Source organism: Sabulibacter ruber (assembly GCF_017355955.1).
GTDB classification, from domain to species: domain Bacteria; phylum Bacteroidota; class Bacteroidia; order Cytophagales; family Hymenobacteraceae; genus Nibribacter; species Nibribacter ruber_A.
The window spans coordinates 1-240 of sequence record NZ_JAFFID010000220.1; the positions used below are offsets into that span (position 1 = coordinate 1).

The window sequence follows — 240 nt, forward strand, 5'->3', positions numbered from 1 at the left end:
TTCAACCCCTTCAACAGCAAGATCCACGGCATCCACGCCGACGACGTGGCCGAGGCGCCGGAATTCCCCGAGGTGTGGGCGCTTCTGGAGGAGCGGATGCGCGGGCGCCTCGTGCTCGCCCACAACGCCTCCTTCGACCTCAGCGTGCTGCGCCACACGCTCGCCGACTATGGGATGGCGGCCCCGGTCTGCTCCTATCTCTGCACGGTCATCCTGGCGCGGCGCGCCTGGCCGGAGCTG

1 protein-coding gene is annotated in these 240 nt (G+C 69.2%); it reads left to right on the top strand.

Features of this window, described 5'->3' with window-relative positions; all coding sequences use genetic code 11:
* Nucleotides 1-240, top strand: a 240-nt coding sequence (locus JT719_RS25120; protein WP_278251909.1) for an exonuclease domain-containing protein, incomplete at both ends; no start/stop codon positions are given.